A 26,190-nucleotide genomic window follows, 5' to 3' on the forward strand; every position below is an offset into this window, starting at 1 on the left:
TGTGGGAAATACCCCATTCTGGGCAGGTTATAAGCACCATAAAAAAAGCAAAACCTGCCTTTATACCATAAGCACGCTGCTAAAAAAATACGCTGACTAGTAGAGGCACGCCCATGAATAAAGGTCTTCACCAGCCTGGCGAGTTCCGCGATAACTGTGGTTTTGGCCTGATTGCCCATATGGAAGGCCAGGCGAGCCACGATTTGCTGAAAACTGCCATTGAATCCCTGACCTGCATGACTCACCGGGGTGGTATCGCTGCCGACGGCAAAACCGGCGACGGCTGTGGTCTGCTGCTTAAAATGCCGACTCCTTTTATGCAGGCGCTGGCCAAAGAGGCGTTTGATGCTGAGCTTGGCGAACGCTTTGCCGTGGGCGTGGTGTTTCTACCCGACGATGACGCCCGAGAAGCACATGCCCGTGACACTCTGACCGGCGAGCTTGAAGCGCGCGGGCTCAATGTAGTGGGTTGGCGCGATGTGCCGACTGACCCCAGCGTTTGCGGCCCCATGGCGTTGGACTGCCTGCCACGTATTCGTCAGCTGTTTGTGCAGCCAGGCCAGGGCGAACACTTCGATGTCGATCTGTTTATGGCCCGCCGCCGCGCTGAACAAGTGCTACGCGACGAAGAGGACTTCTACGTTGCCTCGCTGTCGTCAGAAGTAGTCTCCTATAAAGGCCTTGTGATGCCGGAAGACCTACCGGCGTTCTACAAGGACTTAAACGACCCGCGCCTGGAAACCGCTATTTGCGTTTTCCACCAGCGCTTCTCGACCAATACTGCACCGCGCTGGCCGCTGGCGCAGCCTTTCCGCCTATTGGCCCACAACGGTGAGATCAACACCATAGAGGCCAACCGCGGCTGGGCGAACTCGCGTAAAGCCAATTTTGTTAACGACCGCTTGCCGGACATCGCCGAGCTGGATGAAATCGTCAATACCACTGGTTCCGACTCCTCCAGTATGGATAACATGCTGGAAGTGCTGCTGACCGGCGGTATGGAGCTGCACCGTGCGGTACGCATGATGGTGCCGCCCGCCTGGCAGAACGTCGAAACCATGGACGCTGAGCTACGCGCCTTCTACGAATACAACTCCATGCATATGGAACCGTGGGACGGCCCCGCGGGCGTGGTGATGACCGACGGCCGCCAAGCGGTGTGTATGCTTGACCGTAACGGCCTGCGCCCAGCGCGCTGGGTAATTACCAAGAACGGCTATATCACCCTGGCGTCGGAAATCGGCACCTACGGCTATAAGCCGGAAGACGTGGTCGCCAAAGGCCGCGTTGGCCCTGGCCAAATGCTCGCCGTGGATACTGAGACCGGCGAAGTGCTGCACACCACCGATATCGATGAGCGGCTGAAATCTGCCTACCCCTACAAGCGTTGGTTGAAGCAGGAGGCGAACTATTTAGAGTCGGCGCTGACCGAACTGGCGCGTTTCCAAACCATGGATACCGATTCGCTCAACGTGCAGCAGAAGATGTTCCAGGTAAGCTTTGAAGAGCGCGACCAGGTGCTGCGTCCGCTGGCGGAGAGCGGCCAGGAAGCCGTTGGTTCCATGGGCGACGATACGCCCATGGCGGTGCTTTCAAGCCGTCCGCGCCTGCTGACGGACTTCTTCCGTCAGAAGTTTGCCCAGGTCACCAACCCGCCCATCGACCCGCTGCGCGAAGCGATCGTCATGTCGCTGGAAACCTGCTGTGGCGCTGAGCTTAACGTTTTTAAAGCGACGCCAGAGCATGCTCATCGCTTGATTTTGACTACCCCAGTACTGTCGCCACGCAAGTTTACGGCGCTGGTGAGTCAGGACGATCCGGCGTTTGCCAGCTATACGCTGTCCCTGGGTTACGACCCTGAGCAGCAGAGCCTGCATCAAGCGCTTAAAGCGCTATGTGAAAAAGCCGAAGCCCAAGTGCGCGCCGGTAAAGTCATTCTGGTTCTGACCGATGCCGAGCTGACGAAAGGGCTGATTCCCATTCAGGCTGCCCTGGCGGTGGGTGCCGTGCACTCTCACTTAGGCCGTTTGGCGCTACGCCCCAACGCTAACATCGTGGTGGAGACCGGCTATGCCCGCGATGCCCACCAAATGGCGGTGCTGTTTGGTGTGGGCGCTACGGCGGTTTATCCGTGGCTCGCCTATCAGGTCATGGCGGATATGCACCGCACGGGCGAGCTGACCGGCAACCCGGCTGATGGTCGCGAGAACTACCGTAAAGGCCTGCAGAAAGGACTGTTCAAAATCCTGTCTAAAATGGGCATCTCGACGCTGGCTTCCTACCGTGGCTCGATGCTATTCGAAGCCGTAGGGCTGGCGGACGAAGTGATGGATATGTGCTTTATCGGCATGGCGTCGCGCATTCAGGGCACCGGCTTCGCCGAGCTACAGATGCAGCAGGCGCTGCTGGCCAAAGATGCCTGGATTCCCCGCAAAGGAATCTCCCAGGGCGGCATGTTCAAGTATGTCCATGGCCACGAGTACCACGCTTATAACCCCGATGTCGTAATGTCGCTGCAGGCGGCGGTTCAGGAAGGCAGCTACACCAAGTGGAAGAAGTTCGCCCAACTGGTAAATGAGCGCCCGGTAGCTACTATTCGTGACTTGCTCAAGCTCAAGACTGTTGAAACGCCGATTGCGCTGGATGAAGTAGAGCCGGTTGAAGAGCTGCTGCCGCGTTTTGATAGCGCCGGTATGTCGCTGGGTGCGCTTTCGCCGGAAGCCCACGAAGCGCTGGCACAAGCCATGAACGAAGCGGGCGGCCGCTCCAACTCTGGCGAAGGCGGCGAAGACCCGTCACGTTACGGCACAATTCGCAGCTCGAAAATCAAGCAGATCGCCTCCGGCCGGTTTGGCGTTACCCCGGCGTACCTGGTCAATGCGGAAGTGCTGCAGATCAAAGTCGCCCAGGGCGCCAAGCCTGGCGAAGGCGGTCAGCTGCCCGGCGGTAAAGTGAACCAGTTGATTGCCCGGCTGCGCTATGCGGTGCCTGGTGTGACGCTGATTTCACCGCCGCCGCACCACGATATTTACTCCATCGAGGATCTGGCACAGCTGATTTTTGACCTCAAACAGGTCAATCCGGATGCCCAGGTGTCAGTGAAACTGGTTTCCGAACCGGGTATCGGCACGATCGCCACCGGCGTGGCCAAGGCTTACGCGGATTTGATTACTGTCTCTGGTTATGACGGCGGAACGGCAGCGAGTCCGCTGACCTCGATCAAGCACGCCGGTTCGCCCTGGGAGCTGGGGCTGCCGGAAGTGCACCAGGCGCTGCGCATCAACGGCTTGCGCGACAAGATTCGCCTACAGACCGATGGCGGCCTGAAAACCGGTTTGGATGTCGTCAAAGCAGCGATTCTAGGCGCCGAGAGCTTCGGCTTCGGTACCGCGCCAATGGTGGCATTAGGCTGTAAGTACCTGCGCATCTGCCACCTCAACAACTGTGCCACCGGTGTCGCCACCCAGGACGACTTCCTGCGCGGCGAGCATTTCCGCGGCACCGTGGACATGGTCAAAAACTACTTCCGTTTTATTGCCGAAGAAGTGCGTGAACTGATGGCGGCGCTGGGCGTGCGTAAGCTCACCGACCTGATCGGGCGTACCGATCTGCTGGAAGTGCTGGAAGGTAATACCGCTTCCCAGCGTAAGCTCGATTTAACGCCGCTGCTGGACAATGATTTTGTACCCAAAGACGCGCCGCAGTTCTGTACCGTTAGCCGTAACGTGCCCCACGATCCCGGTTCTAAAAACCAGGAAGTGTTGGGAGCGCTGAAAGATGCTATTGAAAACCGCTCGGGGGGTGAATTTGATTTCACCATTACCAACTGTGACCGCAGCGTGGCGGCGCTAACATCAGGTGCTATCGCCAAACGCTATGGTGAAGAGGGCCTGGAAGATGCGCCGATCACCGCCCGCTTTACTGGGGTGGCAGGGCAGAGCTTTGGCGTGTGGAATGCCCGCGGCCTAAACCTCTACCTGGAAGGCGACGCCAACGATTACGTCGGCAAGGGCATGAACGGCGGCAGTATCGTGATTGTGCCACCCAAAGTCAGCCAGTTTGAGAGCCATAAAACGGCCATTATCGGCAACACCTGCTTGTACGGTGCCACTGGCGGCACGCTGTTCGCGGCCGGTACCGCAGGCGAGCGCTTTGCAGTGCGTAACTCGGGTGCTTCCGCGGTGATTGAAGGCGCAGGGGACCACTGCTGCGAATACATGACTGGCGGTTTGGTCTGTGTGCTTGGCGAAACAGGCGTTAACTTCGGCGCAGGTATGACCGGTGGGTTTGCCTATGTGTTGGATGAAGAGCGCACCTTCGTGGACAAGTACAACCACGAGCTGGTTGAGATTCATCGCGTCAACACAGAGGCCATGGAGGCGTATCGTCGTCACCTGCGTGAAATGATCGAAGCCTATGTGGCCGCAACGGGTTCCGCGCGTGGGGCGGCTATTTTGGAAGATTTTAGCGACTATGCGCGCCACTTCTGGCTGGTTAAGCCAAAAGCGGCCAGCTTGGGTAGTTTGCTGGATCAGTCTCGGCGTCAGCCGCAATAACCCGCTTATGCCCCTCACGCTGACAGGAGAGAGATCATGGCTAACCGTTTAAATAACGATTTTCAGTTTGTCGATGTGGGTCGTAAGGACCCACAGAAGAAAGATGCCCGCGCCCGTGCCAAAGAGTTCGCGGAAATTTATGAGCCGTTCAAGCCCACCGACGCGGCGAGCCAAGCACATCGCTGCCTGCACTGCGGTAACCCGTACTGCGAGTGGAAGTGCCCAGTGCATAACTACATCCCTAACTGGCTACAGCTGGTAGTGGAAGGCAACATTATTGAAGCCGCTGAGCTGTCGCACAAAACCAATTCGCTGCCCGAAGTGTGTGGCCGCGTGTGCCCGCAAGACCGCCTTTGCGAAGGCGACTGCACGCTGAACGATGGCTTTGGTGCGGTGACCATTGGTTCGGTGGAGAAGTACATCACCGATACGGCGTTTGCCATGGGCTGGCGTCCGGACATGTCTCACGTTACCTGGACCGACAAAAAAGTCGCCATCATTGGTGCAGGCCCTGCGGGCTTGGGCTGTGCGGATATTCTGGCCCGTAACGGCGTTAAACCGGTGGTGTTCGACAAGTACCCGGAAATCGGTGGCCTGCTGACCTTTGGTATTCCCGAGTTCAAGCTGGAAAAGAGCGTGATGGAGCGTCGTCGTGCGGTATTTGAGGAGATGGGCGTCGAGTTCCGCCTGAATACCGAAATCGGCACCGATATCGAGTTTGAAACCTTGATGCAGGAGTACGACGCGGTCTTCCTTGGGATGGGGACTTATAAATACATGGAAGGCGGCTTCCCTGGCGAAGATCTGCCCGGCGTGTACAAGGCGCTGGACTTCCTGATTGCCAACGTCAACCGCTGCCTGGGCTTTGAAAAAGACCCCGAAGATTACATCTCCATGGAAGGCAAGCGCGTGGTCGTGCTGGGCGGCGGTGATACGGCGATGGACTGTAACCGTACTTCCATTCGCCAGAACGCTACCAGCGTGACCTGTGCCTATCGTCGTGACGAGGGCAACATGCCAGGGTCACGCCGTGAAGTCTCCAATGCCCGTGAAGAGGGCGTGGAATTTCTGTTCAACCGTCAGCCGGTCGCGGTCGTCGGTGAAGAGAAGGTCGAAGGCGTGAAGGTGGTACGTACACGTTTGGGTGAGCCGGACGAAAATGGCCGTCAGCGTCCTGAAGTGGTGCCCGGCTCTGAAGAGATCATCGCGGCGGATGCCGTGGTCATTGCTTTCGGCTTCCAGGCAAGCCCGGCGCCGTGGTTCGATAGCTCTAATATCCAAGTCGACGAACGTGACCGCGTCACCGCACCGGAGCACGGCCAGTACGCCTTCCAAACCAGCAACGAAAAAATCTTTGCCGGTGGCGATATGGTGCGCGGTTCTGATTTGGTGGTCACGGCGATTTATGAAGGCCGCCAGGCAGCGGAAGGCATTCTGGACTATCTGGGCGTATAGAGCGTGTCTGATGCATAGAGCAGCTCCAGGGATAGGTCGTAGCGAGGGTCTTTTGTCATGGATGACAAAAGTAGCGCCCAGGGAAGGGTTCACAGCGCCCTCGCGGAGACCTATCGCTGGGGCGGTTGCACAAGAGTGATTAGGGTGAGTAGTTTTGGCTGCTCAGTTCAAATTGAGCCTTAGGTCGTAATCTGCTAGTCTGTCGACCCATCCTGGCGTGGCTTTCTGCCGTGCCTTCTGATCACGTTTCGACAGGTTATCCATGACACGATATATCTTCGTGACCGGCGGCGTTGTGTCCTCTCTTGGCAAGGGCATCGCCTCCGCCTCGCTTGCGGCGATTTTAGAGGCCCGCGGCCTTAAGGTCACCATGCTCAAGCTCGACCCGTACATCAACGTGGATCCGGGCACCATGAGCCCCTTCCAGCACGGTGAGGTGTTCGTCACAGAAGATGGCGCCGAAACCGACCTTGATCTCGGGCATTACGAGCGCTTTATTCGCACCAAAATGACCCAGCGCAACAACTTTACGACCGGTCGTGTCTACGAGCACGTACTGCGTAAAGAGCGCCGTGGCGATTATCTAGGCGGCACCGTTCAGGTGATCCCGCATATCACCGACGAGATTAAACAGCGCGTTTACGCGGGCGGTGAAGGTTTTGATGTGGCGCTGGTGGAAATCGGCGGCACGGTCGGTGATATCGAATCACTGCCTTTTCTTGAGTCCATTCGCCAAATTCGTAGTGAGCAGGGTGCCAACCGCGCGCTGTTTATGCACCTGACTTTGGTGCCCTACATTAAGACGGCGGGCGAGACCAAGACCAAACCGACCCAGCACAGCGTTAAAGAGTTGCGCTCGATCGGTATCCAGCCGGATATTTTGATTTGCCGCAGCGAAGTTGAGCTGGAAGAGAGCGAGCGGCGCAAAATCGCCCTGTTCACCAACGTCGAAGAGCGTGCCGTGGTCCCGCTTCAGGATGCCGATACAATCTACCGTATTCCGCTGATGCTCCACGAGCACGGTCTGGATGAGATTGTTTGCGACAAGCTGCGTCTTGAAGCGCCTGAAGCGGATTTGTCTGAGTGGGTGAAGGTGCTCGATGCCAAGCTCAACCCGCTCAAGTCGGTTAGCATCGCCATGGTTGGTAAGTACATGGAGCTGCTGGATGCCTACAAGTCGCTCAACGAAGCGCTGATTCACGCCGGTATCCAGGGCCGTATCAAGGTCAACGTCGACTATATTGACTCTGAAGATATAGAGCGTCACGGCACCGAGCGACTGGCGGGTAAAGACGCCATTCTGGTGCCCGGCGGCTTTGGCGAGCGCGGCGTAGAAGGCAAGATCATGACCGCTCAATTCGCCCGCGAAAACAACGTGCCCTATTTAGGCATTTGCCTGGGTATGCAGGTCGCGGTGATTGAGTTTGCTCGTAACGTGGCTGGTTGGAGTGATGCCAACTCCACCGAGTTCACCCACGATACCCAGCACCCGGTAGTCGGTTTGATCACCGAGTGGCTAAGCCCAGAAGGCAAAGTCGAGCTGCGCGATGCGGCGTCTGATTTAGGCGGCACTATGCGTTTAGGTGGTCAGGTGTGTCATTTGACATCGGGCACCAAAGCGCGCGAAGCCTATGGCTCGGATGAGATTGTCGAGCGCCACCGTCACCGCTTCGAGGTCAATAACCAGTTTATTGATGAGCTTGAAAAAGCCGGTTTGGTTGTTTCAGGCAAGAGCGTTGACCAATCGCTGGTTGAAGTCATCGAGCTGGCTGACCACCCTTGGTATGTAGCCTGCCAGTTCCACCCGGAGTTCACGTCTACTCCCCGGGATGGTCATCCGCTCTTCTCAGGCTTTGTGAATGCCGCCTTGGAGCACAAGACAGCGCGCAGTCGCGCCCATGCGAATGCGCAGGAATAAGAGGGCAAAAGCATGGCTTCTCAAGAACGACCTCAAGAGCGTCACATTAATGTTGCCGGCTTAACCGCCGGCAATTCATTGCCGCTAATGCTGTTGGGCGGCATGAACGTGCTGGAGTCTGCCGAGCTTGCCGACGAAGTCGCCCAAGCCTACGTCACGGTGACTCAAAAGCTGGGCATGCCCTACGTTTTCAAGGCCAGCTTTGATAAAGCCAACCGCAGTTCGATTCACTCCTACCGCGGGCCGGGACTTGAGAAAGGCCTGCAGATCCTGGCCGATATCAAAGCTCGCCACAACGTACCGATCATCACTGACGTTCACGAGCCCTGGCAGGCGCAAGCGGCCGCTGAAGTCGCCGACATTATCCAACTGCCGGCTTTTTTGGCTCGCCAAACCGATTTGGTGGTCGCCATGGCCAAAACCGGCGCGGTCATCAATATCAAGAAGCCGCAGTTTTTGGCGCCCCATGAAATGCGTCATATCCTCAGCAAATTCCAGGAAGCCGGTAACGATCAGTTGATGCTTTGCGAGCGCGGCTCAAGCTTTGGTTACAACAATCTAATTGTTGATATGCTGGGCTTTGGTGATATGAAGCAAACCGGCTATCCGGTATTTTTCGATGTGACCCACGCGCTGCAACGCCCCGGTGGGCGTGCCGACAGCGCGGACGGTCGTCGTGCCCAGGTGGCTGAATTGGCCCGGGCGGGGGTGGCTGTCGGCCTTGCAGGACTGTTTTTGGAAGCCCACCCTGACCCTGATAACGCCAAATGCGATGGGCCCTGCGCATTGCCGCTGGATCAGCTAGAGCCGTTCTTAACTCAGCTTGCCCAGTTGGATGCGCTGGTGAAAGGGTTTGAGCCGCTAACGATTCGCTAGGCCATGTTTTACTAAGCCATGTTTCGCTAATCAGGTCGCTATATTAATAATTTTATCTGACTAACAGGAAAGGATACTGCCATGACCAAAATTGTTGCTATCAGTGCGTTGGAAGTGCTCGATTCCCGTGGTAACCCGACCGTACAGGCGCACGTACGTCTTGCTAGTGGTGCTGTTGGTGAAGCCTGTGCTCCTAGCGGTGCTTCCACCGGCTCCCGGGAAGCGTTAGAGCTGCGCGACGGCGATAAGTCGCGCTACCTAGGTAAAGGCGTGCTGAAAGCAGTCGATGCGGTTAATGGCAAAATTCGTGATGCACTGCTGGGTATGGATGCACGTGATCAGCGCGGCCTGGACGATGCCATGCTGGCGCTTGACGGCACCGAGAACAAAGCCAACCTGGGCGCTAATGCCATTCTAGCGGTATCCCTGGCAGCTGCTAAAGCCGCTGCTAACGCCAAAGGCGTGCCGCTGTATGCCCACATTGCTGAACTCTACGGTCAACCTGGCCAGTACAGCATGCCGGTGCCGATGATGAACATCATTAACGGCGGCGAGCATGCGGATAATAACGTCGATATCCAGGAATTTATGGTGCAACCAGTGGGTGCGCCTAACTTCCGTGAAGGGTTGCGCATGGGCGCGGAAATTTTCCACGCGCTGAAGAAAGTGCTCTCAGCGAAAGGCCTTTCCACGTCCGTTGGCGATGAGGGCGGCTTTGCGCCTAACCTGGCATCTAACGCTGATGCGCTAGCGGTGATTAAACAAGCCGTTGCCGATGCAGGCTACGAGCTGGGTAAAGACGTAACGCTGGCGCTGGACTGTGCTTCTTCTGAATTCTATAAAGACGGTCAGTACAACCTTTCCGGTGAAGGTAAAAGCTACGACGCCGAGGGCTTTACCGACTATCTAGCAGGTCTGTGCGCCGATTATCCCATCGTGTCCATCGAAGACGGCATGGATGAATCCGATTGGGCGGGCTGGAAAGCGCTAACCGACAAGCTCGGTGATAAAGTGCAGTTGGTGGGCGATGACCTGTTCGTGACCAATACCAAAATTCTCAAGCGCGGTATCGATGAGCAAATTGGTAACTCTATCCTGATCAAGTTCAACCAGATCGGCTCGCTCTCCGAGACCCTGGACGCAATTAAGATGGCGCAGGATGCAGGTTTTACGGCGGTCATTTCGCACCGCTCCGGTGAAACCGAAGATACCACCATTGCCGATTTGGCGGTGGGCACCTGCGCCGGTCAGATTAAAACGGGCTCGCTGTGCCGCTCTGATCGGGTCGCCAAGTATAACCGTTTGCTGGTGATTGAAGCGGAACTGGGCGATGTGACTTACCCAGGTTTGAAAGCCATTAAGGGGCAATAAAACGCCAATACCGAGCGAGCTTTTAGTCCGGCTTGTAAGAGATGTCTCAAGATTTTGTAAGAGATATCTTACAAATACCGACGAGAATCGCTCGGGTTAAAGTAAAAATAGTGTTTTTTGCCACTAATTTAAACTTAACTTATTGTTTTTTAGTCAGTTTTTGTTAAAAGGCGAGTCATATTGACTCGCCTTTTTGCATTTTGACCTTGTTGAGAAGCCGCCGTGATCTGCCACAATGGACGCAGGACAAGGGGAGGCAGGGATGCTTTAGTCAGGATGCAACGGGATGTAAGGTCAGATGCGCCGGGTGATACAGTGAGGTGAGCCCCGGCAAGGAAGTCATCTGAGGAGGTTGATCCAGGGAGTGGTCAGAGGAAGTGCTTGGAGCGGGCGGCCTACGGGTCGCCTTTTTTTTGCCCGCGATTTGGGAACACATTTTTGGCGACCGATTTTCGACGGCACAATAAAAACCAGCGCTGTTTTAAAAACAAGCGCTGGTTTTAAACAGGAGCATTGATCGCCGCGATGCCTAGCGCTCTAGCTTCTCCAGCTTACCTGGCTTGCCGTCCCACTCTTCGGCATCCGGCAGCGGATCTTTTCGCTCGGCAATGTTAGGCCATACTTCGGCCATTTCAGCGTTAATCTCGATAAAGGCCTCCTGTCCATCCGGCAGCTCATCCTCGGAGAATATCGCCTCGGCGGGGCACTCAGGCTCACACAGCGCGCAGTCGATACACTCGTCAGGATGAATGACCAGGAAGTTTGGGCCCTCGTAAAAACAGTCGACCGGGCAGACTTCCACACAGTCGGTGTATTTGCACTGGATGCAGTTCTCGGTAACGACAAACGTCATCTTGCTATCCCTCTTGCAGGGCCGGGACACTCCCAGCCATGGTCAATCGTGAATGGTTATAAATCAGCCGTTTTTTATAAGCTAAAAGTTTGAGCGACATTCTAGAGGTGCGCTTACCTGGCGGCAAGCGCCATATGATTCCAGTTGGTAGCAATCCCAGTACAGGTTTCCGCGGGAGCACTACTTTCGACATCTGACCGCCATGGATGGCGGAAATGCCGAAATAGTCGGGAACATTTTCCGGCCCTGTCGAAATACCCTCGCTTCAACCTGTCCTGACACCTGAATCTCAGTTATAGACTTTATTCTATAAGCACCATTAGATCAGGTCTCGCCACTGATACAACAGCGATAGCGCTTCCCGCGGCGTTAAGTCATCCATATCGACATTTTCCAATGCCTCAACCACCGGATGCGGCGCAGCGGCGAACAGGTCGTTTTGCTGGGGCGTGGTCCGCCGCGCCTGTGCCGTGTTATCCATATCGCGCTGTTCCAGGCTCATCAGCTTTTCACGAGCCCGCTTAATTACATGAGTTGGGACACCCGCCAACTGCGCCACCTGTAAGCCGTAGCTCTGACTGGCCGGGCCCGCCTCAATGCGGTGCATAAACACAATGTTATCGCCATGTTCGGTCGCCGTGAGGTGGATATTGGCAACCCCTTCCATATGTTCAGGCAGCGCCGTCATTTCAAAGTAGTGGGTTGCAAACAGCGTTAGCGCACGGCCTTTCGCCAAATACTCTGCGCTTGCCCAGGCGAGTGACAGACCGTCAAAGGTGCTGGTGCCGCGGCCAATTTCATCCATCAAAATCAAGCTTTGCTGGGTGGCATTGTGGAGAATGTTCGCGGTTTCAGTCATCTCGACCATAAAGGTGGAGCGGCCGCCGGCCAAATCGTCCGATGAGCCAATGCGGGTAAAGATCCTATCCAATGGGCCGATCTCGGCGGCGTCAGCGGGCACAAAGCTGCCGCAGTGGGCGAGAAGGGCGATTAGCGCGGTTTGACGCATGTAGGTTGATTTACCGCCCATATTAGGGCCGGTAATAATCAACATATGCTGGTCAGGATTGAGCGTCACGTCGTTGGGCACAAAGGGCGTTTCGCTTACCTGTTCGACGACAGGATGCCGTCCAGCGTCAATTTGAATGCCGGTGGATTCACTTAGCGTTGGGCGTACCCAATTCAGCGCCTCGGCGCGCTCGGCAAAGGCGCACAGCACATCCAGTTCTGCCAGCGCTTGCGAGGTGCTCTGCAGCGCGTGAAGGCTTTCGTTGAGATCGCCCAACAAGCGATCGTAAAGCCATTTTTCACGCGTCAGCGCGCGTGATTTAGCGGAGAGCGCCTTATCTTCAAACTCTTTGAGCTCGGGAATAATAAACCGCTCGGCGTTTTTAAGCGTCTGGCGGCGAATATAGTCGGCGGGAGCCTGCTGAGCCTGGGAACGGGGCAGTTCGATAAAGTAGCCGTGCACCCGGTTGTAGCCCACTTTGAGATTGGCTAGCCCCGTGCGCTCACGCTCGCGTATCTCTAGCTGAATTAGGTAGTCGCCGGCGTTCTCTGCCATGCCGCGATGCTCATCCAGCTCGGCATCAAAGCCGTCGGCAATTACGCCACCATCGCGGATCACCACCGGTGGGTTCTCGACCAGCGCCCGGCTGAGCATATCGGCCATTTCTGGGTAGGGGCGAATATGCGGGCGCAAGTTGTCCAGCGCGCTGCCGCTTTCTACCTCGCTTAGCTGCTGCTCCAGTTCAGGGAGTGTTACCAGTGCATCGCGCAGCCGCGCCAAGTCGCGCGGGCGGGCACTATACAACGCTACCCGGGCCAGAATTCGCTCCACGTCGCCCACCGCGCTCAACGTCTCGCGCAGCGGCATATAGGCAGCATCCAGGCTTAGCAACGCCACCCCTGCATGACGGGCCTGGACAATCTCGCGTTGACGCAGCGGGCGATTGAGCCAGCGCTTGAGCAGCCGCGAACCCATGGCGGTGGTACAGGTATCCAGCACGCTGGCCAGGGTGTTGTCGCTACTGCCGCCCAGGTTGATATCAATTTCCAGATTACGGCGGCTGGCGGCGTCGATCACCACCGCGTCGTCGCGGTTTTCAACGCTGATCGCGGTCACGTGGGGCAGTCGCGAGCGCTGGGTGTCCCGGGCGTAATCGATCAGTACCCCCGCGGCAATCAGCGCGGTGGTTAAATGCGCGCAGCCAAAGCCGCGTAAATCCTGCACTTCAAACTGGTCGCACAGACTACGGGTGGCGCTCTCCAGATCAAACAGCCACTCGCCCTGGCGGCGCAGGCTGCGTTTCTGCGACCAGGCCTCGGGTAGCGTCAGGCTTTCGGGCACTAGTAGTTCAGCCGGGGAGAGGCGCGTCAGCTCGGCGAGCATTTCGGCTTCGCTGGCTACTTCAAGTACGTTGAAGCGGCCGCTGGAGAGCTCCAGCCAGGCAAGGCCCCAGCTCTCTTTTCCGGGCGAAACGGATACCAGCACGTTGTCGCGTCGCGCATCGAGCAACGCTTCATCGTGGAGCGTGCCGGGGGTGACGATACGTACTACCTGGCGATCGACGGGCCCTTTGCTGGTCGCGGGGTCGCCAATTTGCTCACAAATAGCCACTGACTCGCCACCGGCGACGAGGCGGGCCAGATAGCCTTCAGCACTATGATAAGGTACACCCGCCATCGGGATCGGCTTGCCGCCTGACTGGCCGCGCTGGGTGAGGGTAATATCCAGCAGGGCGGCGGCGCGTTTGGCGTCGTCGAAAAACAGTTCGTAAAAATCCCCCATGCGGTAGAACAGCAATACCTCGGGGTGCTCGCGTTTAATCTTTAGATACTGCGTGATCATTGGCGTGTTAGGGGGAATGGCCTGTGACATGGGCGTCCTGATTGAGCAGTTTCTTTGAGAAAGTTAAACACAGTATTCTACGCTGAACGGACGACTTACTTGAAGGAGCGACGATAGTGCCCAGCGAAACTAGTCTGAAAAATCTTGATTTAACCTTGTTGGCTCAGCGGCTGGGGCGACTGTGTAAGCAGTTGAATGTGGAAGTGACCGTCGCTGAATCATGCACGGGGGGCGGCATTGCCAGCGCAATTACCGGGGTGGCGGGTAGCTCTGACTATTTCACGACGGGCTATGTGACCTATGCGAATACCGCTAAAACGCGCTTATTGGGGGTGCCGGAGGCCACACTGGCCGAACACGGTGCAGTAAGCGAAGAGGTGGTTAATGCCATGGTGGTAGGCGCCTGCCGAGAAAGTGGTGCGGGATTAGCCGTTGCCGTTAGCGGTGTGGCCGGGCCGGATGGCGGCAGTGATACGAAACCGGTGGGTACAGTTTGGTTGGCCTGGGGAGATACGACCGTCCAGGAGGCCGAATGCTTCCACTTTCCTGGTGACCGCCAAGCAGTGCGAGAGCAGGCTGTGCGTCAAGCCTTGGTGGGGCTGGTAGCACGCCTGAATGAGCGCGAGAAGTCGAGTAAGACAAAGCAGCAGTAAGAAAAAATAGTTGTGAGAAAGCGCGATCAATGATTTGTTTACGACGCAATCTTTGGCATACTACTGGCTAATTATACAGCTTGTTATGAGGAATCTCTGAATGGCTCAGGATGACAACCGCACTAAAGCGCTAAACGCAGCACTCACCCAAATCGACCGTCAGTTCGGCAAGGGCACCGTTATGCGTCTTGGCGACGCGCCGCGTGTCGTCATGCCGTCGGTTTCCACCGGTTCATTGGGTCTGGATATCGCTCTCGGCATCGGCGGCCTGCCGTTTGGGCGGGTGTGCGAAATCTTTGGCCCGGAATCGTCGGGTAAAACGACCCTGACCCTTTCGGTGATTGCTCAGGCGCAAAAGCAGGGCAAAGTGTGTGCCTTCGTGGATGCCGAGCACGCCCTTGACCCCAGCTACGCAGAAAAGCTGGGCGTTAACCTGGATGACCTGCTGGTTTCCCAGCCAGACACCGGCGAGCAGGCGCTGGAAATTACCGACATGCTGGTACGCTCCGGCGGTGTTGATGTGATCGTTATTGACTCGGTCGCTGCACTAACTCCCCGCGCTGAAATCGAAGGCGAAATGGGTGATTCCCACGTTGGCCTGCAGGCGCGTTTGATGTCCCAGGCGCTGCGTAAAATCACCGGTAATATCAAAAACGCAAACTGTCTGGTGATCTTCATCAATCAGATCCGCATGAAGATCGGCGTCATGTTTGGTAGCCCCGAAACCACTACCGGCGGTAACGCACTGAAGTTCTATGCCAGCGTGCGTCTGGATATTCGTCGTACCGGCTCGGTGAAAGTGGGTGATGAAGTCACCGGTAACGAAACCCGCGTGAAAGTAGTCAAAAACAAGGTGGCACCGCCATTCCGTCAGGCTGAATTCCAGATTCTTTACGGTAAAGGTATCTACCACGCCGGTGAGGTCATCGACCTGGGCGTTCAGTGCAATCTGGTCGACAAAGCCGGTGCCTGGTACAGCTATAAAGGTAAGAAAATCGGTCAGGGTAAAGCCAATTCAGCGCTGTATCTGGAAGAGCACCCGGACATTATGCTCGAAATCGAAACACAGATTCGTGAACAGCTCCTGGCCAAGCCCGATCCTAAAAAGGAGAAGGAAGATGCACCTGCCGAAGCAGCGGCAGAGCTGGATGCGGGTGATGACGATCTGCTTTAAGCCGATTCTAGCCAAGCCGACGCTGTCTAAGCTGATTTTGTCTAAAGCAAGCTGATGGCATTCACCTCCCAGCGTGATGCCACGCCTCGTGATATCGCTATTGGCTTACTGGCTCGGCGCGAATACTCCCGCGCCGAGCTTGCCCAGCGTCTGAAGAAAAAAGCCTTCGAAGATGCCGCTATTGATGAGTGCCTGGACGCCTTGGTTGAACAAGGGCTGCAGTCCGACGCTCGCTTTGCGGCTAGCTTCGTGCGCTCGCGCATTCTGCGTGGCCAAGGTGTGATTCGTATTAAAGGCGAGTTGCGTCAACGCGGCGTTGACCAGGAAACCCTTAATACCGCTTTTGAAGAGGTGGAAGAGGGCGAGCAGGTCGATTGGTTTGAGCTAGCCCGGGAAACCCTGGCGCGGCGCTTTGATAGCCCCGGTGAGACACCCAAAGAGCGCGCTAGGCGCGAACGTTTTCTCGCCAGTCGCGGTTTTGATTTTGAACAAATTCGCTACGCACTCTCTTGTCTTTAATACGTTTTCCCCAGCCTGTAAAACTCCCCCTCTTACATTTCTAATTGCGCTCTAATACGCTTGTTCATCTGGTTGTCCACACCGCTGTTTGCCTTTCTGCCACTAAGTGCGGCTTTAGTCGTTTGACAACTGCGCTATAATGGCTGCTTTGCGACCCCTGAGGGTAGCGGCAACAGCGCCCTGGGACATCACGCTTTCTTGTTACGGATACCCTATGAAAAGCGCAGAGATTAGACAGGCCTTTCTTACCTTCTTCGAAGAGCAGGGGCATACGATTGTGCCCACCAGCTCTTTAGTGCCGGGCAATGACCCGACGCTGCTGTTTACCAATGCCGGTATGGTGCCGTTTAAAGATGTATTTCTGGGCCGCGACCCGCGCCCTTACGTGCGCGCCACCTCTGCGCAGCGCTGCGTTCGTGCGGGCGGAAAGCATAACGACTTAGACAACGTCGGTTATACCGCTCGCCACCACACCTTTTTTGAAATGCTGGGTAACTTCAGCTTTGGTGACTACTTCAAACGTGACGCCATTCGCTTTGCCTGGGTGTTTTTAACCGAAACGCTGGGACTCCCCAAAGACAAACTATGGGTAACGGTTCATATCAGTGATGATGAAGCTGAGCGCATCTGGAAAGATGAGATCGGCATCGACCCAGAGCGTTTCTCCAAGCTGGATGAAGACAACTTCTGGCAGATGGGCGACACAGGACCCTGTGGCCCTAGCTCGGAAATCTTCTTCGACCATGGCCCAGAGGTATGGGGTGGGCCGCCGGGCAGTCCGGAAGAGGACGGCGATCGCTATATCGAAATCTGGAACCTGGTGTTCATGCAGTTTGATCGCGATGCCCAGGGCACGCTCAACCCGCTGCCTAAGCCCTCCATCGATACCGGTATGGGGCTGGAGCGTGTCGCCGCCGTGATGCAGGGCGTGCACTCCAATTACGAAATCGACTTGTTCCAGAACCTGCTGCAGGCTGCGGCTAAAGCCACTGGTCACCCTGATACCGCCACGCCTTCGCTGCGCGTAATTGCCGACCATATCCGTTCCTGCGCCTTCCTGATTGCCGATGGCGTGCTGCCTTCCAACGAAGGGCGCGGCTATGTACTGCGTCGGATCATCCGCCGCGCGATTCGTCACGGCCACAAGCTTGGCGCAGTAGAGCCGTTCTTCCACAAGCTGGTTGAAGCGCTCGACGCCGAGATGGGCGATGCCTATCCGGAGCTGCGTGAAGCGAGCGATCAAATCGCCCGAGTGCTGCTGAAAGAAGAGGAGCAGTTCGCGCGCACCCTGGATCACGGTATGGGGCTATTGAATGCGGCCCTGGCCGAACTCGATGGCAAGGTCCTGCCGGGTGAAACAGTGTTTAAGCTTTACGACACCTACGGCTTTCCCTTCGATCTCACCGCCGACGTCTGTCGTGAACGCGGCGTTACCCTGGACGAAGAGGGGTTTCAGCAGGCGTTAGAGGCCCAGCGCGAACGCGCACGGGCAGCCAGCCAGTTCGGCGCCGACTACAGCGCCTCTATCGAATTAGAAGGTGAAACGGCCTTCACCGGCTACGACCGCTTGGAAGATCAGGCCAAGGTAACGGCGCTGGTCGATAGCGAAGGCAATGCACTGGCCGCGCTGGAAGCGGGTCAGAAGGGCGTCGTGGTCCTAGACCGCACGCCGTTTTACGGCGAGTCAGGCGGCCAGGTGGGCGATACCGGCTACCTGTATGTCGATGGGGGGCGTTTCCAGGTCACGGATACCCAGAAGCAGAGCGGTCATCATCTCCACCAGGGCATGATGGTAGAAGGCTCGCTAAGCGTGGGTGCCAGCGTGCGCGGCGAAGTGGATGCCAGCCTGCGCACAGCCACTATCCGCAATCACTCGGCCACCCACCTGCTGCATAAAGCGCTACGCATGGTGTTGGGTGATCACGTGCAGCAGAAAGGTTCGTTGGTTAACGCCGAGCGCTTGCGCTTTGACTTTAGCCACTTCGAGCCGATGACCGCCGAACAGCTGGCGGAAGTCGAGCGGCTGGTCAACGAGCAGATTCTGGCTAATGCACCGACCAGGATCGAGCAGATGAGCCTGGATCAAGCCAAGGCCAAGGGCGCTGCTGCGCTGTTTGAGGCCAAATACGCCGAGAACGTCCGCGTACTGACCATTGGTGCCGACGACTTTTCTATTGAGTTGTGCGGTGGTACCCACGTGGCGCGCAGCGGCGATATTGGCTGCTGCCATGTGATGAGCGAAGTAGGCATTGCTTCCGGTGTGCGCCGCATCGAAGCGATTACCGGCGAAAATGCGCTGGCCTACTTCCGTGAGCAGGAAGCCCGCCTCGAACGCTTGGGGGAACGCTTGAAGACCAAACCTGAGCAGGTCGAAGCGCGGGTAGAATCACTGGTTGAGCGCAACCGTAGCCTGGAAAAAGAGCTTGAGCAGCTCAAGGCCAAACTAGCCAGTGCTGCCGGTAGCGATATGCTCAGTCAGGTGCAGGAGATTAACGGCGTTAAGCTGCTGGCGACGCAGCTGGATGGCGTGTCAGGCAAAGATCTGCGCGGCGTGCTTGATCAGCTAAAGAACAAGCTAAGCTCTGGGGTGATTATCCTCGGCGTTGCCGACCAGGCGGCGGGCAAAGTGAGCCTGATCGCCGGGGTAACCCAGGATCTGACCAGCCGAGTGAAAGCCGGTGAACTGGTCAACCATGTTGCTTCCCAGGTGGGAGGGAAGGGCGGCGGTCGCCCCGATATGGCCCAGGCGGGAGGTAGTCAACCCGATGCCTTGCCAGATGCGTTGAAGAGCGTCCCAGCATGGTTGGAAAACGCGCTTAGCTAAACCATAAGGCCGGTGGCATTATTGTTACCGGCCTTATTTGTGACAATTTCACCCTCCATTCCCGAACGCATAGGAAAAACGGCATATGGCACTATACGTACAGAAGTTCGGCGGCACTTCGGTGGGCTCTGTCGAGCGTATCAAGGCCGTAGCGGAAAAGGTTAAGGGCTTCCGCGATCAAGGCCATCAGATAGTGGTCGTGGTCTCCGCCATGAGCGGCGAAACTAATCGGCTTACCGATATGGCGCAGGCGCTTAACGACGATCCCGCGCCGCGCGAGATGGATATGCTGCTGTCGACCGGTGAGCAGGTGACTATTTCACTGCTTGCTATGGCGCTTCAGCAAATCGGTGTGCCAGCCACTTCGCATACTGGCGCCCAGGTAGGCATTCACACCGATAGCGCCTATACCAAGGCGCGTATCCAACGCATTGAAACCGAAGACCTGAAGGCCGACCTGGAAGCTGGGCAGGTAGTGGTCGTGGCCGGATTCCAAGGGGTTGATGAAGACGGCAATATCACTACCCTGGGTCGCGGCGGTTCCGACACCACGGGTGTGGCGTTGGCCGCCGCGCTGGGTGCTGATGAATGCCAGATTTATACCGATGTTGACGGGGTATACACCACTGACCCCCGTGTCTGCTCCAAAGCTCAGCGCTTAACGAGCATCACCGTCGAAGAGATGCTGGAACTGGCCAGTCTCGGTTCTAAAGTGCTGCAGATCCGTGCGGTAGAGTTTGCCGGTAAGTACAACGTGCCCCTGCGGGTGCTGTCGAGTTTTGAAGATGGCCCCGGTACCCTAATTGTTGCAGAAGCCGACCAAGACGAGGACGCTATGGAAGAACCACTGATCTCCGGTATCGCCTTTACCAAAAATGAAGCAAAATTAACCTTGCTCAATACGCCGGATGTGCCGGGTGTAGCATCGCGCATTCTAGGTCCGATTGCCGATGCCAATATCGAAGTTGATATGATCGTTCAGAACGTGGCGCCAGCCGGTGACTATACCGACTTTACCTTTACGGTTGCCAAGGGCGATTACAAAGCCACTAAGAAGCTGCTTGAAGAGACGGTGATCCCTGATCTGGGCGGCGGTGAGCTGCGCGGTGATGACAATATCGCTAAGGTTTCTTTAGTGGGTGTGGGCATGCGTTCTCACGCGGGTGTGGCATCAAAAATGTTCCGCGTACTAGCCGACGAAAACGTCAATATCCGTATGGTCTCCACTTCTGAAATTAAAATTTCGGTCGTTATTGATGAGAAACATATGGAGCTTGCCGTTAACGCATTACACAAAGCTTTTGGTCTAGATAAGGCAGATATCGAATCGGAATAACATTTATGCCTTAAACCTTCTACGCTGAGGATGTACTTGCTGCCTTGTGGTGGTGAGCTTTCTTTCAACGGGAGGTATAAGGTGTTATGAAGCCGGGGTGATTGGTGACAGGCAGCACTATGCCGCATAATGGCGTGGTGTTGCCACCGGCTGACATATCCCGTTGCATAAAACGACTGAAAAGGAGATCAGCCATGCTCATCCTAACTCGCCGTGTTGGCGAAACCCTGATGATCGGTGATGAAATCACCGTCACCGTGCTAGGTGTGAAAGGCAATCAAGTACGTATTGGCGTAAATGCGCCTAAAGACGTAGCAGTCCATCGTGAAGAGATTTACCAGCGTATTCAGCGTGAACGAAGCAGTGAAAACGAAGTGGAATAAGACTGGCGGGCTCGCACGATGAAACGATGCTTAAAGCGTAAAATTAGTTGTAAGATATGGCCGGTGCGAAAAAAATCCGTAGAAGACTAGACACAAGAAGGCTAAATCGGTAATATTCGCGCCGTGCCGTTGAGGAGAGGTGGCCGAGTGGCTGAAGGCGCTCCCCTGCTAAGGGAGTATAGGGTTTATAGCCCTATCGAGGGTTCGAATCCCTCTCTCTCCGCCAATCGCATGGCCAGTGCTTAGAGTTAGTAAGTATGTGGTCACAAGGTATGCGCCCGTAGCTCAGCTGGATAGAGTACCTGACTACGAATCAGGGGGTCGGAGGTTCGAATCCTCCCGGGCGCGCCACCTTCTTGATACTTGTTGGCGATCCAGTAGCAGATGAAGTGGTTGCAAAGTGTCAGATCAGTAAAAGTTCGACGCAACATCACGCGCCCGTAGCTCAGCTGGATAGAGTACCTGACTACGAATCAGGGGGTCGGAGGTTCGAATCCTCCCGGGCGCGCCAGATTCCAAAACCCGCTCTCTTGTTTAGAGCGGGTTTTCTGTTTCCAGCCTGACCAGTTTCCAGCCTGACCGGAAGTAGCTCGCGCCCCGGTCTTGCGATCGTTTGTAGCGCCCCCGCTTTGCGGTAGGGCGCTTTTTTTTGCCTGTTAAATGGGTAGCTGCAACAGAAAGGCTAAGCCTGTAGTACGGCGTGCTGTTCGTCGACGACGAGGCTGTCGAGCAGTTGATCTAGCACGGTGAGGCGCTTTACGCGCTGAAAATTCTGCTCAGCGTCACTGCTGCCTTGGCGCATTTGCGCTAGCCACTGCTTTACCAGCGAGACCACGACACGGTCTGGCAACTGCTGGCGCTGAAGGGCGGCGTACTCTTTGAGCACATTGGCGCGCATCGTCCAGCTGCTTTCGGGCAGCCGCTCGCCTGTTCGCAGCCAATGGCGAATGCGTGGTGCCAACCAAGGGTCGGCCAGTGCGCTGCGTCCCAGCATTACGTCGCGACATCCTGACAGAGTGCGGGCCTTCCAGTAATCTTCCAGCGTCCAGATATCGCCATTGGCGACAACCGGAATGCTCACCTGGCGGCGGATTTTGCCGATCCACTCCCAATGCGCCGGAGGTCGGTAGCCCTCGTCTCGGGTGCGTGCATGTACCACCAGCTGTGCGGCACCACCTGCTTCGGTGGCTTGGGCGCAGGCCACCGCTAAGCGGCGATTGGCGAAGCCCAGGCGAATCTTGGCAGTCACGGGGATTTCGCCGTCTAAAGCGTCGTGAACGGCTTTAACCGCTTGGTAGACGCGATCAGGCTGGCGCAGTAGCGAAGCGCCGCCATCGTGCCGGTTAACCAGTTTGGCAGGGCAGCCGAAGTTAAGGTCGACGCTCACCGCGCCTAAGCTAAGCGCCTGGCGCGCGTTGGCCGCCAGGGCGACTGGGTCAGAACCCAGTAGCTGTAAATGCACCGGAATACCGCTTGGTGTGGCCACAGACGGTTGCGTAAGTTCGGGGCAGTATTTATAAAACACTCTGGGTGGCAGGCGGGCATCAACAACGCGGACAAACTCGGTGACCGTCCAGTCGAACCCGGCATGGCGGGTTAACAGATCGCGAGTCAGTGCGTCGATCACACCTTCCATCGGGGCTAGGCCGATTCTGCCGTTATGTAGTAAATTAACAACCATGACTTCCACTATCGCGCCATTGCATTCTATTCTGGGTGTGGCAGGTTAGTGTATTCCCCTTACTGCGCCAAGCGCCTTTCTTCGTATTGGCATGATGATGTGCGTAAGAATGTACTAGAACAATAGTTAAAGACAGTTTTGAAGACATAGGAGAGTGCCTTATGCAGGATCTGGAATTATTGCAGGGTGGGTTGGCATTGATGGCGCTCGGCATGGGTGTAGTGTTTGTTTTTCTTACTATTTTGGTTATTAGCGTTACGCTGATGTCGAAGCTTATAGCGCGTTTTCAACCCGTTCCCGTCGCGGTTGATACAGGCAAAAAATCGTCGCAAGCTTCGGCCCCTTCTGCTCAAAGTGACGAGGTCATGGCAGTGATCAGTGCTGCAGTGCACCGTTACCGCTCAACGCGGCGTCGCTAACTTTCTCAATTTTTTTCATTTTGGCCATCTTTTGGCTATTTTTTTGTTATTTTTACTACAAACTTACAACTCTACTACTGTGAGCCAAGACCATGAACGAAATAAAACGCCCTCTAGGCATTACTGATGTCGTGCTGCGCGATGCCCATCAATCACTATTTGCCACGCGTATGCGCCTGGACGATATGCTGCCGATCGCTGAAAAGCTTGATCGCGTTGGCTACTGGTCGCTGGAAACCTGGGGTGGAGCCACTTATGACGCCTGCATTCGTTATTTGGGTGAAGATCCGTGGGAGCGCATTCGTGCTTTAAAAGAGGCTATGCCCAATACGCCCCAAGCCATGCTGCTACGCGGCCAGAATCTGCTGGGCTATCGTCACTACGCCGATGACGTGGTCGATAAGTTTGTCGAGCGGGCGAAAACTAACGGCGTTGATGTCTTCCGTGTCTTTGATGCCATGAATGATCCGCGCAATCTCGAACGCGCCATTCAGGCTGTGCGTGACGTGGAAGGCCATGCCCAGGGCACTATCTCCTACACTGTAAGCCCGGTACATACCCTGGATAGCTGGGTCGATCTCGCTAAAACCATTGCCGGTTTAGGCGCAGATTCATTGGCTATCAAGGATATGGCGGGGCTATTGACGCCCTACACGGCTTTCGACTTGGTCACACGACTCAAGAAAGAGCTATCGATACCGGTGCACTTGCACTGCCACGCTACCACCGGTCTCTCTACATCGACTATTTTGAAAGCGGTAGAAGCGGGCATCGATAACGTCGATACCTCAATCTCGTCCATGTCGATGACCTACGGCCACAGTCCCACCGAGTCAGTGGTGGCAATGCTCAAAGATACCGGTCGCGATACCGGCCTGGATCTTGAGCTGCTCGAAGATATTGCCGGTTACTTCCGCGAAGTGCGCAAAAAGTACGCCGCCTTTGAAGGTTCGCTGCGCGGTATTGATTCGCGCATCCTGATTGCTCAGGTGCCCGGCGGTATGCTGACCAATATGGAAGGCCAGCTGAAAGAGCAGGGTGCGGGCGACAAGCTGGACGACGTACTAAGCGAAATTCCTCGCGTCCGCGAAGATCTTGGCTTTATTCCGCTGGTAACGCCCACTTCGCAAATCGTCGGCACCCAGGCGGTGATGAACGTGATGATGGGCGAGCGCTACAAGTCGATCTCCAAGGAAGTCCAGGCGCTGCTCAAAGGAGAATATGGCGCGGCCCCTGCCCCCTTTAACGCCGAACTGCAGAAGCGCGTGCTAGAAGGCGGCGAGCCAATTACCTGCCGCCCGGCGGATAACCTCTCACCGGAAATGGATAGACTAGCCACGGAGCTGAAAGAGAAAGCCAGCGCTGAAGGCATCCGCTTGGCTGAAGGCAAGCGCGAAGTCGATGACGTCCTGACCTATGCGCTGTTTCCCCAGATTGGTTTGAAATTCCTTAAGAACCGTGACAATCCCGACGCCTTTGAGCCTGTTCCCCAGGTGGCTGAAGCAAGCGCGGAAAAAACACCTGCCAAGGCGGAAAGCAAAGCGCCTGTAGCCAGCAGTGGCCCGGAAACCTATACCGTTAAGCTCAACGGCAAAGCCTTCGTGGTGGAAGTGTCTGAAGGTGGTGAGCTGGGGGAGGTGCAGGAGCAAACGGCCAGCGCCAGCGCACCCAAAGAGGAAGCCCCTGCACCCAGTGGAGGTAGTGGAGAAAGCATTGATGCACCGCTGGCCGGTAATATCTTCAAGGTCAATGTCCGTCCCGGCGAGCAGGTCGCTGAAGGTGACGTGGTGATCATCCTGGAAGCGATGAAAATGGAAACCGAAGTGCGTGCCAGCAGCGCAGGCACTGTGTCTAAGGTGAACGTCAGCGAGGGCGACAGCGTAGCCGTAGGCGATACGCTGATCGAACTCTAAGGGCCCAGTAATGGATAAATTAGTAACGTTATGGGAAGGTTCTGGGCTGTATAACCTTGAGCTTGGCCAAGCGGTCATGATTGTAGTGGGACTACTGCTGCTCTACCTGGCCATCTATAAGAAGTTTGAGCCGTTGCTGCTAGTGCCGATTGGCTTTGGTGGCATTCTGGCCAATATCCCCGAGGCGGGGCTGGCTATTTCAGCGCTGGACCAAGCGATTGAGGTGGCAAAACCCGTGGTGCTGCAGCAGATAGCAGCCGCCCTGGGTGCTACTCTCGATCCGGTGTCGAACTTAGAGGTATGGCGGGAGTCGCTAAAAGCGCTTGCCCACGATTCCGCAGCGCCGGATCAGGTGCGTGCCGCGCGGGATATCGCCATGAGTGTAGGTTACGGCGACGGCATGCTCTACAGCTTCTATCGCGTTGCGATTGCCTCGGGTGTTGCCCCGCTGATTATCTTTATGGGTGTGGGCGCCATGACCGATTTCGGTCCGCTGCTGGCCAACCCGCGCACGCTTTTTTTAGGTGCCGCTGCTCAATTTGGTATTTTTGCCACCCTGTTTGGCGCCGTAGTGCTTAGCTCGATGGGGATCATGGATTTCTCGCTTAACCAGGCCGCCGCCATTGGTATTATTGGCGGCGCGGATGGCCCGACCTCCATTTACGTCGCCAGCATGTTAGCACCGGAACTGCTGGGTGCTATCGCTGTGGCCGCCTACGCCTATATGGCGCTGGTACCGCTAATTCAGCCCCCGATTATGCGTCTTTTGACCACCCAAAAAGAGCGTCAAATCAAGATGACGCAGCTGCGGCCGGTCTCCAAGCTGGAAAAGGTGGTCTTCCCGCTGGTGCTGTTGATATTGGTCGCGCTGTTTCTACCTGATGCAGCACCGCTACTGGGCATGTTCTGTTTCGGTAATTTGATGCGCGAATGTGGCGTGGTCGAGCGCCTGTCGGATACCGCGCAGAATGCCCTGATCAATATCGTCACCATCATCCTCGGCCTGTCGGTGGGTTCCAAGCTGATGGCCGATAGCTTCCTGTCGTTTGAGACGCTGGGGATCTTGGGCTTAGGGATTGTCGCCTTCGGCATCGGCACAGCCGCGGGGGTATTGATGGCAAAGCTAATGAATTTAGTCAGCAAAATGCCCATCAACCCGTTAATTGGTGCTGCGGGTGTTTCTGCAGTGCCGATGGCGGCGCGGGTGGCTAACAAAGTGGGGCTTGAGTCCAACCCGCATAACTTCCTGCTGATGCACGCCATGGGCCCCAATGTGGCCGGGGTCATTGGTTCGGCGGTAGCCGCTGGGGTGATGATTAAATACTTGGGCTGAAGCTTAATGGGTTAATGCTTAGAAAGAGATTAATCCGAGCGCGGCATGCTGATACTTTCGGTATGTCGCGTTTTT

The 26,190-nt window shown here is 56.2% G+C and carries 17 protein-coding genes and 3 tRNA genes; 17 read left to right on the forward strand and 3 right to left on the reverse strand.

Annotated elements, in window-relative coordinates:
• The first annotated feature begins 113 nt into the window (after nucleotides 1-113).
• The 5 genes from gltB (at nucleotide 114) to eno (ending at nucleotide 10,176) form a co-directional block, all read left to right on the forward strand.
• Complete coding sequence (gene gltB, locus QEN58_RS03380) at nucleotides 114-4,556, forward strand: glutamate synthase large subunit (RefSeq protein ID WP_280105754.1); 4,443 nt, start codon at nucleotides 114-116, stop codon at nucleotides 4,554-4,556.
• Between the two features lie 36 nt (nucleotides 4,557-4,592).
• The gene (locus QEN58_RS03385) at nucleotides 4,593-6,011 is read left to right on the forward strand and encodes an FAD-dependent oxidoreductase (protein WP_280105755.1); all 1,419 of its coding nucleotides are present in this window, start codon (nucleotides 4,593-4,595) and stop codon (nucleotides 6,009-6,011) included.
• 262 nt (nucleotides 6,012-6,273) lie between these two features.
• Nucleotides 6,274-7,929 (forward strand): CTP synthase, encoded by a 1,656-nt coding sequence (locus tag QEN58_RS03390; protein ID WP_280105756.1) that lies wholly within the window; start codon nucleotides 6,274-6,276, stop codon nucleotides 7,927-7,929.
• Between the two features lie 12 nt (nucleotides 7,930-7,941).
• Nucleotides 7,942-8,805 (forward strand): 3-deoxy-8-phosphooctulonate synthase, encoded by an 864-nt coding sequence (gene kdsA / locus QEN58_RS03395; RefSeq protein ID WP_280105757.1) that lies wholly within the window; start codon nucleotides 7,942-7,944, stop codon nucleotides 8,803-8,805.
• 81 nt (nucleotides 8,806-8,886) lie between these two features.
• Nucleotides 8,887-10,176: a phosphopyruvate hydratase gene (gene eno, locus QEN58_RS03400; protein ID WP_280105758.1), complete on the forward strand. Its 1,290-nt coding sequence runs from the start codon at nucleotides 8,887-8,889 to the stop codon at nucleotides 10,174-10,176.
• 529 nt (nucleotides 10,177-10,705) lie between these two features.
• On the opposite strand, the gene fdxA is transcribed toward eno, so the two are convergent.
• On the reverse strand, nucleotides 10,706-11,029 hold the full coding sequence (gene fdxA / locus QEN58_RS03405; protein WP_007111508.1) for a ferredoxin FdxA: 324 nt from the start codon (nucleotides 11,027-11,029) through the stop codon (nucleotides 10,706-10,708).
• Between the two features lie 319 nt (nucleotides 11,030-11,348).
• Nucleotides 11,349-13,910, reverse strand: coding sequence for a DNA mismatch repair protein MutS (mutS, locus tag QEN58_RS03410; protein ID WP_280105759.1), 2,562 nt, complete (start codon nucleotides 13,908-13,910; stop codon nucleotides 11,349-11,351).
• An 83-nt stretch (nucleotides 13,911-13,993) separates the two neighbouring features.
• On the opposite strand from mutS, the gene QEN58_RS03415 reads away from it, so the two are divergent.
• The 9 genes from QEN58_RS03415 to QEN58_RS03455 all read left to right on the forward strand — a co-directional run bounded on the left by QEN58_RS03415 (nucleotide 13,994) and on the right by QEN58_RS03455 (nucleotide 21,280).
• Complete coding sequence (locus tag QEN58_RS03415; protein WP_280106891.1) at nucleotides 13,994-14,533, forward strand: CinA family protein; 540 nt, start codon at nucleotides 13,994-13,996, stop codon at nucleotides 14,531-14,533.
• A gap of 100 nt (nucleotides 14,534-14,633) precedes the next feature.
• Nucleotides 14,634-15,707, forward strand: a complete 1,074-nt coding sequence (gene recA / locus QEN58_RS03420; protein WP_280105760.1) for a recombinase RecA — start codon at nucleotides 14,634-14,636, stop codon at nucleotides 15,705-15,707.
• A 54-nt stretch (nucleotides 15,708-15,761) separates the two neighbouring features.
• Entirely contained in the window at nucleotides 15,762-16,226 is a 465-nt protein-coding gene (locus QEN58_RS03425) for a regulatory protein RecX (protein WP_280105761.1), read from the forward strand.
• A gap of 214 nt (nucleotides 16,227-16,440) precedes the next feature.
• Entirely contained in the window at nucleotides 16,441-19,050 is a 2,610-nt protein-coding gene (gene alaS, locus QEN58_RS03430) for an alanine--tRNA ligase (protein WP_280105762.1), read from the forward strand.
• Nucleotides 19,051-19,135: 85 nt separating this feature from the next.
• The gene (locus tag QEN58_RS03435; RefSeq protein WP_280105763.1) at nucleotides 19,136-20,386 is read left to right on the forward strand and encodes an aspartate kinase; all 1,251 of its coding nucleotides are present in this window, start codon (nucleotides 19,136-19,138) and stop codon (nucleotides 20,384-20,386) included.
• Nucleotides 20,387-20,580: 194 nt separating this feature from the next.
• Nucleotides 20,581-20,769, forward strand: a complete 189-nt coding sequence (gene csrA / locus QEN58_RS03440; protein WP_240717140.1) for a carbon storage regulator CsrA — start codon at nucleotides 20,581-20,583, stop codon at nucleotides 20,767-20,769.
• A gap of 133 nt (nucleotides 20,770-20,902) precedes the next feature.
• A tRNA-Ser gene (locus QEN58_RS03445) sits at nucleotides 20,903-20,995 on the forward strand.
• A 48-nt stretch (nucleotides 20,996-21,043) separates the two neighbouring features.
• Nucleotides 21,044-21,120: transfer RNA gene (locus QEN58_RS03450), tRNA-Arg, on the forward strand.
• An 83-nt stretch (nucleotides 21,121-21,203) separates the two neighbouring features.
• Nucleotides 21,204-21,280, forward strand: a tRNA-Arg gene (locus QEN58_RS03455).
• Nucleotides 21,281-21,451: 171 nt separating this feature from the next.
• On the opposite strand, the gene QEN58_RS03460 is transcribed toward QEN58_RS03455, so the two are convergent.
• Complete coding sequence (locus QEN58_RS03460) at nucleotides 21,452-22,450, reverse strand: tRNA dihydrouridine synthase (protein ID WP_280105764.1); 999 nt, start codon at nucleotides 22,448-22,450, stop codon at nucleotides 21,452-21,454.
• Nucleotides 22,451-22,611: 161 nt separating this feature from the next.
• Between QEN58_RS03460 and QEN58_RS03465 the strand changes: the two genes are divergently transcribed.
• From QEN58_RS03465 to QEN58_RS03475, 3 genes are all read left to right on the forward strand, one after another.
• Entirely contained in the window at nucleotides 22,612-22,869 is a 258-nt protein-coding gene (locus tag QEN58_RS03465) for an OadG family protein (RefSeq protein ID WP_280105765.1), read from the forward strand.
• A 92-nt stretch (nucleotides 22,870-22,961) separates the two neighbouring features.
• Nucleotides 22,962-24,782, forward strand: coding sequence for a sodium-extruding oxaloacetate decarboxylase subunit alpha (gene oadA, locus QEN58_RS03470; protein WP_280105766.1), 1,821 nt, complete (start codon nucleotides 22,962-22,964; stop codon nucleotides 24,780-24,782).
• Between the two features lie 10 nt (nucleotides 24,783-24,792).
• A complete protein-coding gene (locus tag QEN58_RS03475) occupies nucleotides 24,793-26,115 on the forward strand; it encodes a sodium ion-translocating decarboxylase subunit beta (protein WP_280105767.1) in 1,323 nt (440 codons plus the stop codon).
• Nucleotides 26,116-26,190 lie beyond the last annotated feature (75 nt).

Source organism: Halomonas alkaliantarctica (assembly GCF_029854215.1).
GTDB classification, from domain to species: Bacteria; Pseudomonadota; Gammaproteobacteria; order Pseudomonadales; family Halomonadaceae; genus Vreelandella; species Vreelandella alkaliantarctica_A.